The following is an 8,314-nucleotide window of genomic DNA, read 5'->3' on the forward strand; positions in this document are numbered from 1 at the left end:
TCGTCAGTAGCAGGAACAGAGCGGCGGATAGGAAAAGGCCCAATCGTTGCAAACGCATCATTATCATCACCCCTGCACCGAGGTTGCCGGCGCTAAAAAAATTTTGATTCTTTACCCGGAGCCCAGAGACGGCCCTGTCGCTTGAAATTGCTGCACCATTTTGCGAGGCGGCCGGGATTTTGCCAAGCGAAAAGGTTTTAGGTCAAAAAACCTTGGACCCCTTTCCATCCGCAGCCTTAGAATGGCCCTTGGTTCCGGAAAAAAGAGCGAATATTGGTGGAGGTGCGCCATGAAGCGAAGCCTAGGAGCTCTCTGCATCCTGCTTCTTCCCCGGATTCTCTTGGCCCAAGAAGTCCCGCCGATCGAGTGGCCCAGGGAAATCGTCACGCCCAACGCCTCGATCCTCATCTACCAGCCCCAGCCCGAAACTTTTCAAGGCAACCGGTTAACCGCCCGGGCGGCGGTCTCGGTGACAATGGCCGGCGAGAAAGAGCCGGTTTTCGGGGCGGCTTGGTTCGACGCCAAGGTCGCCACCGACCGCGACACCCGGATGGTCGAAGTCCAGGAAGTGAAAGTGACCAAGGTCAAATTTCCGGACGCGACGCCGGAGCAAGAGAATAAGTTCATCGACGTCGTCAGTCGCGAGATGACCGGTTGGAAGCTGAAGGGCTCGCTCGACCGCCTCTTGACCACCTTGGAATCGGCCGAGAAGGCGGCTCAGCTCGCGCAGGATCTCAACAATAAGCCGCCCAAGGTATTCTATTCGGACCAAACCGCGATCTTGGTGAACTTCGACGGCGAGCCGATCCTGCGGCCGGTGGGCGGCTCGACGATCCAGCAAGTTTTGAACACGCCCTTCCAGGTGTTCCAAGATCCGGCCACCAAGACTTGGTACCTGCGCGGCGAAAGCTGGTATTCGGCCAGCGACTGGAAAGGCCCTTGGGCCGTGATCGAGAAGCCGCCCGAGGCCGTGGCCCAATTGACGGCGAAGGCCGACGCCGCCCAAACCGCCACCAAGGGTCCGGGGCAAGCCGACAAGATCTTCGTGGCCTCGGAGCCGGCCGAGGTGCTCGACAGCCGCGGAGCGCCGCAGTGGACAGCGATCGCCGGAACCGGTTTGAGCTACATGACCAACACCGACGACGTGATCTTCCTCGATCCGGCCAAGAACCTCTATTACGTCATGCTTTCGGGCCGCTGGTTTTCGGCGCCGGCCACCGCGCCGGCCGCGGCGGCGCCCGCGACCGCGGCGACTAAATCGCCGGCTGGTGGAATTTGGTCGCGCCTAGTGGCGGTGATCCAGCCTCCGCCGCCGCCGGCTCCGGCTCCGGCCGCGGCGACCGCTATCGCCGCCGATCCCAAAATGCTGGAAGGGCCTTGGACTTTCGTCCAAGCCGACCAATTGCCCGAGGATTTCCGCAAGCTGCCGAAGGATTTCCCCAAGCAAGGCGTCTTGGCGAGCATCCCCGGCACCGAAGAGGCGGCTGACGCGGCGATGGACGCTGAAATTCCGCAAACCACGGTGATCAACAAGAAGACCGCGAAATTCAACCCCACCTACGACGGCGCGCCCGACTTCAAGCAGGTCGAAGGCACCTCGATGCAATACGCCGTGAACACGCCCAATCAGATCACCAAGATCGGGGACAAATACTACGCGGTGGATCAGGGGGTCTGGTACGTCGCCGATAAGCCGGAAGGGCCTTATCAGGTTTCGGACCTTCGGCCCAAAGAGATCGACGACCTGCCGCCGGACAATCCGAACTACAACACCAAGTACGTCTATGTTTACCCGGACGACGACGATGACGACGATGAAGTGACCGCCGCTTACACCGCCGGCTATATCGGCTCTTTCGTGCTCGGGACGGCGCTGGGCGCGGCCCTGACTTGGGGAACCGGCTACTACTACCGCCCCTGGTACGGCAGCTATTACTATCCGCGGCCCTGCACCTACGGCTACGGGGCTTATTACAATTCCTACACCGGCGGCTGGGCCTACCGCGGCCCCAATGGCGGCGCTTGGTATCGGCCTGGCGGGAGCAGCGGTTATTGGGGGCCGGGGGGCTATCGCGACATCGACATCAATGCCGACAACATCAATATCGACCGGAGCCGCCGCGAGAATAATCTCTACAATCGGGAGGAAAACCGCGTCCGCAATTCGGATCGGGCTCGGATCGACCAGCGGGATCGAGAGAGGGCCGGCGACCGCGGCGATCGAATGGGCGACCGCGGAGATAAGATGGCCGGCCGCGGCGATAAAATGGCCGATCGCGGCCGGGGCGACATCGGCGATCGCTCGAAGGTCGCGAAGGACCGGCAAAACAACGTCTTCGCCGACAAGGACGGAAACGTTTACCGCCGCGATCAAGACGGCAAATGGCAGGAGCGCCAGGGCAAGGATTGGAAGGATGCTCAGGGCCCGGGCGAGCAGCGGGATCGGGCCCCAGCTCAAGACCGTGCCCGCGAACGGCCGGCCGGTCAGGATCGTCGCCCGGATCAAGTGGCCCATCGCGACACTCCGCGAGAGCGCCCCACCCAAGGCCCGGCTCACACCGCTAACCGCTCGGGCCTGGAACGGGATCACTCCAACCGCCAAAGGGGCAACGAGCGGGCGCACAATTATAACAACTACATGGCCCGCGGCGGTGGCGGAGGCGGCCATAGTTTTGAACGCGGTGGCGGCGGTGGCAGCTACCGTGGCGGAGGTGGCGGTGGCCATCGGAGCGGTGGAGGCGGCGGCCATCGCGGTGGTGGCGGCCGAGGCGGTGGCGGCCGACGCCGATAACCGGCCCGCCGGCCATTCAAAATGCCGTTGACCGAACCCCCGGTCTTCATTAAGAGAAACGCCACATTCGGGGATCGTCTAACGGTAGGACTATGGACTCTGACTCCATCAATCTAGGTTCGAATCCTAGTCCCCGAGTTTTAAAAGCCCAGGACCTCCAAGCCCTGGGCTTTATTTTTTTTCATACACCGAAGCGATTTGGGCTCCATCCCAAACGTAAATGAAATGGCCCCCAATTTGCGGATCGGATAAAAGTTTAGGTCTAAAAACAGCGGCGCAATCATTTCTTTTTGCCACTAAATCTCGTACGCTTTTAAATAATAACCCATGGCTGCCTTCTGATTTAAGCTTAAGACCTAATTTTTGCCCGGCTCCATACGATTCTTGATCGTAAACATCTGGCGAAACCTTGTTCTTATTCCGAATATCGTGAAATTTACCTTTTAATCGGGCCTTAATTAATCTCATCTCAAGATGCATGGCTTTTTCTTGAGTGCGCCTCATAAAATTTGCCCGATGGAACTTGGTCTCCTCGAGAGCGGTTTCAAGGTTTTTCGCGCAATAATAAATCCCAAAGGAACCATCGCTAAATCGGCTTCCCTCCGGGTTGAGATGGAGAAAAGGGGCCATGATGTAACTGGCATTGTTGCCAAAAACCCACTCCTCCTTAGGCATCAAGTGAAGCGAATTTTGTTCCGCACGCAGGCGATCATTGGTCATCGCCTCAATTTCATACAATGCGTCGAAGTCTTCGGGGTTGGATACCCTATCGAAAACATTGATGGGGGGATCGCGGGAGGGGATCAATCGAAAGGTCGGCCAATCGATTTTTAGGCCCATCCGCCCCTCTGGGCATCAAGATATTTCCGAACTTCATAGAGATCACCCACATTGCCGGAGAGCATACGATCTAAGGCTGAGCGGCCGCCAAAAAGTGGAGCGGTGTTTGATTTCTTTACCCAAGCATCGGAGGATTTCTCATCGGGCAGTAAAATCTGCAATGCCTTAAAAATACCCAGAATATAGGAAATTCTCTCAAGGGTATCCTTGGGTAATTTTTTAACATCCAAATTTTTGTATTTATAAAAAGTTGATGGAGCTTGAATGCCCAGAATTGTTTTCTGTTGCTGCGGATTCAAGCCCCAAACTTCGGCAATTTTGAAAAAGGCCTTAAGACCCGACTGAGCCATCTTTTCATCGGTCATTGTCTGTTTTTCGATGGCGAGGCCTGTCATGACATTCTCCATAAATGGAATTATTATTAATGTATTCTATATATGGATTGTTGGGCAATAGTATCTTTGTAATCAAACCCTCAAAATTTTTTTGGAATCGCCCTCTGCCCCTCAAAAACACTGCCATTTGTTTAATAAATTTAACTAGTTATCATGGCCTTGGTGGAACTGACCATCACCTTCTTTTTTTGCACTTTTAGGACATCCAAAGCCGGACTCGGTGCTACAATCTTCCCCCGCAGGGGGGCTCTGATGAACGAAATGGCTGTGGATCTTCGCACTTCCGACCTGGATGAGATCCGTGAGGCCGTGGAGGGTCTGTTCTGCCCCTTCTCCCTCCGTCCCCGGGCTAAGAAATACGAGGCCCAGCTTCATCACCGCCGCCTCGGCGAGCTGTCCTTCACCAACATCAGCTACGATCAGCCGATCGACATCGAAGTTCCTCCACAATTGCCGGCCTTTTTGATCCAGTTCCCGCTTCGCGGAACCTTCCAGGCGCGGACCGAGGGCGCTAACCACCTCATCTCGACCGAGCTCGCCCACCTCATCCCGCCGGGCAAGCCCTTGAAGTTGCATTGTCCGGTCGCCACCGACTTTCTGGTCATCGCCATGGATCCCTCCGAAGTGGCCGGCTCCTCCAAGGTGCCGGATACCCTGGCCCTCACCGGCGCCGGAGCCAGCCTGGCCCACTGCCTGCGCTTCCTCCAAGCCGAGGCCTTTCGCCTCGACACTTCGCCGGTCGGCGAAAAAGCCGCCGGCCATGCCAAGCGGATGCTCGGCTCGCTGCTGCTCGACCTGCTCCATGGCGATCCTTATTTGACTCCGCCCAGCCCCTGGTACATCAAGCGGGCCGAGGAATTCATGGAGGCCAACCTCGACGGCGACATCGGCATTCAGGAGATCTCCGCCGGCGCCTCGATCGGCATTAGGACCCTCTATTACGGTTTTCAGAAAGCCCATGGAATCTCGCCGATGGCCTGGTTAAAACAACGCCGTCTCGACCGGGTGCGGGCCGAATTATTGGCCGCACACCCTGCCGAGACGACGGTGACCGATGTGGCTTTGCGTTGGGGATTCTTTCACCTCGGCCGCTTGGCCTCCGACTATCGAGCTAGGTTCGGTGAGCTCCCGTCGGAGACCTTGCAGCGTCGGTGAACACTCCTTCCCTAGGGCCTGCTACAAACCCACCTTCTGATCGATCCAATTGAGCATCTGCTGATAAGCGGCCGGCGCCGTCGTGTGGAGCGCGATCTCATGGCCGGTGTCGGGGATGACGATGATGTCCGGCACGATCGTGAAGTAAGGCGATTCCCAGTCGCGAATCCCCTGCTCGGTGCATTCGATGCCGTCGGGCGCTCCGCAGAAGATCTTGTCTTGATCGCCGATCACGATGAGGGTCGGAACTTGGATGCCCCGCGCATAGTCGGTCTCCACCGGCATCGGGACGAACACCGGATTCTGAAAGTCGGGAATGCCGCCGAGCTTGGCGACGCTTTCGGCCAGCAGGAAGGCCGATACGACGTCCCGCATCACAGCATCATCCACCCCGTGGGGCACCATCCCCGGAGCCGCCGTCGGCATGTGGTAATAGATGTCGCCTTTGGTTCCGAGGCGATTGGTGATGTAGTTGCAGTCCAAGTTGCGATGCCGCAACACGGGATCGTCGCAGGCCGAAATCGAACGAGGCAGAACCAGCTGGATGAACGAGGGCTTGGTGATGTGCAGGATGCCGGTCAGGACGTAGGCGTCGGCGTCGCCGGGATGGTTGTTGCCGTTGACCCAGCCATAGGCCGACCCGAAGGACGCTCCCACCCAAACGACCTTGTCATAGGCGTGGCCGCCGATCGAGCCGTTGCGCAAGCCGACGATCAGCTGATGGATCGTGTCTTCGACGACGTCGATCGTCACCAGATGGGCCGGTGGCGTGCTGCTTTGGCCGGTGCCGAAGCGGTCGAGGTTGAAGGTCGCATAGCCTTTGGCGACCGCGGCTTGAACGTAGGAATACTGGTTCTGGGGCGGGTCCCAAGACTCCAGGTTATACCAGGTGCTGTGAACCAGGACCTGAACCGTGTCGGGCGTGCTCCCGATCGGCGTGCAGAGCTCGCCATACATATGGGCATCGGGAACTCCGGCCACGTTGACCGGAACGGTTAATTTTTGACAGTGGCTTCCCACCGCCTCGGCCGATCCAGGATGGAGCGCCGTGCCGGCGAACACCATGGCTGCCGCTATCATCGAGATTCTTGTCGCATTGTGGATCATATAGATTCCTCCTGGCCGCAAGACTAAACCTCCGGACGGCGCCCCGAAATCCAGCCGCTGCAAGGTTCATCCGCCGAGTGCAAAAATCCGCTTCGATATTTCATTTGGAGACGGCCGCCCCAGGGCCTAAAATTCGCGGAGGAGTGGGAAATTGGCTAACCTCTACGAAATTTTCGCCGAATCGGCCAAGGTCCATGCCGAGCGGAACGCCATCGGCTTCCTCGAGGACGGCAAGATCCGCCACTGGACCTATGCCGAGCTGAAGGAGCGGGTCGACGACTTTGCCGCCGCTCTGCCCCTGCTGGGCCTGAAACGCGGCGACCGAGTCGGCCTCTTGACCGAGAACCAGCCGCTTTGGGCGGTGGTCGACTTGGCGGTGGCCAAACGGGGCTTGGTCCTGGTCCCGATGCACACCGTCCTGACGGTCGAGCAGATCCAAAAAATTCTCCGCCAGTCCCGGGCCAAGGCCTTGCTGCTCGGCAGCGGGGTGAACGAGAAAATCCCGAGCTTGTTGGCCGGACTGCCGACCGAAGTGGCCAGCGTCGTTTTCTTCGAGCCCGGCCAAGCGCCCTCCTCCAAGGCCGGCCGGCGCTTCACCTCGATCCCCGAATTGCTGGACCAGCCGGCCCGGCCCTCAGCCGCCGAAGCGCCGATCGAGGGCGACGAGGTTTCCACGATCATTTTCACTTCCGGCACCACCGGCGACATGAAGGGAGTCCTGCTCAGTCATCGGGGCCTCATCGACTCGGTCAATCATGGCAACGACCCGGTACAAGCCGACGGCGACCGCTGCATCCTCTCGGTCCTGCCGCTGAGCCATGCCTTCGAGCGCAATGCCGGCCTGCTCGGCCCGCTCTTTCTCGGCACCACCGTCTGCTACGGCCGGGGCATCGCCCAGTTGGTCGAGGACATCCAAGTCTTCAAGCCCGATCGGATCAACGCGGTTCCCCGGCTGCTCGAAAAAATCGAAACCGGAATCCGCGACAAGCTGCGCAAGCAATCGCCTTCGCTCTACCAAGCCTTCTCGGTTTTGCTCGGCCAAAGCCAGGCCCTCCACCGCGGTGGACCGCTTTCGCTCCTCCGCTTGCCGGCCGACCGGCTGGGCGACCTGATCTTCTACCGCAAGATCCGCAAGAAGTTCGGCGGCAAGCTGAAACGGGTCATCTGCGGCGGGGCGCCGATCGACCCCTCGGTCGTCGAGTTCTTCCAGGCCATCGGCGTCCAGGTCTTGCAAGGCTATGGCCTGACCGAGGTTTCGCCCACCGTCAGCGTCAATCCCCACGACGGCAACAAGGTCGGCACCGTCGGTTTGCCGCTGGGCTGCGTCCAGGTCCGCTTGGGCGAGAACGACGAGCTGCTCGTGAAGGGAAGCTCCCTGATGCTGGGCTATGACAACGAGGAGGCCACCCGCGAAGCGATCGACGCCGAGGGCTGGTTCCACACCGGCGACCAGGCGAGCATCGACGAGGAGGGCTACATCACCATCAAGGGCCGAATCAAAGAGATGATCGTCACCTCTTACGGCAAGAACGTCATTCCCTCGGTGGTCGAGCAGGCGCTGGAAAAGCATCCCTTGATCCTGCAAGCCGCGGTCTTCGGCCACGGCAAGGCTTACTTGAGCGCCTTGATCGTGCCCAATCGCGAGAATGTCCTGGCCGCGTTGGGCGACGACGACCTGGCCAAGCTCGACTGGGAGGAGCTTTGCCGGCATCCTCAATTGAAGCCAAAGCTGGAAGCGGCGCTGGGCGAGGCTCAGGCCAGCCTGGCCTCCTACGAGCAAGTCAAGCGCTTCGAGATCGTGCCGGAAGAATTCTCCCAAGCCAACGACCTGATCACCGCCACCTTGAAGCTCAAGCGAAGCAAGATCCAAGCCCGCTACGAGCCACAGATCCAAGCCATGTACCGCGATTAGTTAGTTACCCCCCTTTGAAAAAGGGGGGCAGGGGGGATTTAAAAGCCGCTGCAAAGCAATCGGGTTTGATTTCTAGGCATTTTCTTCCAACGACCGCTTTAAATCCCCCTTAAT

At 59.0% G+C, this 8,314-nt stretch carries 6 protein-coding genes and 1 tRNA gene; 4 read left to right on the forward strand and 3 right to left on the reverse strand.

Going from position 1 to position 8,314, the window contains the following annotated elements:
• The first annotated feature begins 289 nt into the window (after positions 1–289).
• A complete protein-coding gene (locus VJR29_14570) occupies positions 290–2,791 on the forward strand; it encodes a hypothetical protein (protein ID HKY64627.1) in 2,502 nt (833 codons plus the stop codon).
• 67 nt (positions 2,792–2,858) lie between these two features.
• Positions 2,859–2,929 (forward strand) — tRNA-Gln (locus VJR29_14575).
• A gap of 33 nt (positions 2,930–2,962) precedes the next feature.
• Here the strand turns inward: VJR29_14575 and VJR29_14580 are convergent.
• Positions 2,963–3,631 carry an RES family NAD+ phosphorylase gene (locus VJR29_14580; GenBank protein ID HKY64628.1) on the reverse strand — a complete coding sequence of 223 codons (669 nt, stop codon included), beginning with the start codon at positions 3,629–3,631 and terminating at the stop codon, positions 2,963–2,965.
• On the reverse strand, positions 3,622–4,026 hold the full coding sequence (locus VJR29_14585) for an MbcA/ParS/Xre antitoxin family protein (protein ID HKY64629.1): 405 nt from the start codon (positions 4,024–4,026) through the stop codon (positions 3,622–3,624). The genes VJR29_14580 and VJR29_14585 overlap by 10 nt, the downstream gene beginning before the upstream one ends.
• 252 nt (positions 4,027–4,278) lie before the next feature.
• Between VJR29_14585 and VJR29_14590 the strand changes: the two genes are divergently transcribed.
• A complete protein-coding gene (locus VJR29_14590; protein HKY64630.1) occupies positions 4,279–5,181 on the forward strand; it encodes an AraC family transcriptional regulator in 903 nt (300 codons plus the stop codon).
• A gap of 21 nt (positions 5,182–5,202) precedes the next feature.
• On the opposite strand, the gene VJR29_14595 is transcribed toward VJR29_14590, so the two are convergent.
• Complete coding sequence (locus tag VJR29_14595; GenBank protein HKY64631.1) at positions 5,203–6,261, reverse strand: alpha/beta hydrolase; 1,059 nt, start codon at positions 6,259–6,261, stop codon at positions 5,203–5,205.
• Between the two features lie 178 nt (positions 6,262–6,439).
• Between VJR29_14595 and VJR29_14600 the strand changes: the two genes are divergently transcribed.
• Positions 6,440–8,200, forward strand: coding sequence for a long-chain fatty acid--CoA ligase (locus VJR29_14600; GenBank protein ID HKY64632.1), 1,761 nt, complete (start codon positions 6,440–6,442; stop codon positions 8,198–8,200).
• Positions 8,201–8,314: the final 114 nt, after the last annotated feature.

The organism is bacterium (assembly GCA_035281585.1).
Classification (GTDB): domain Bacteria; phylum UBA10199; class UBA10199; order DSSB01; family DSSB01; genus DATEDP01.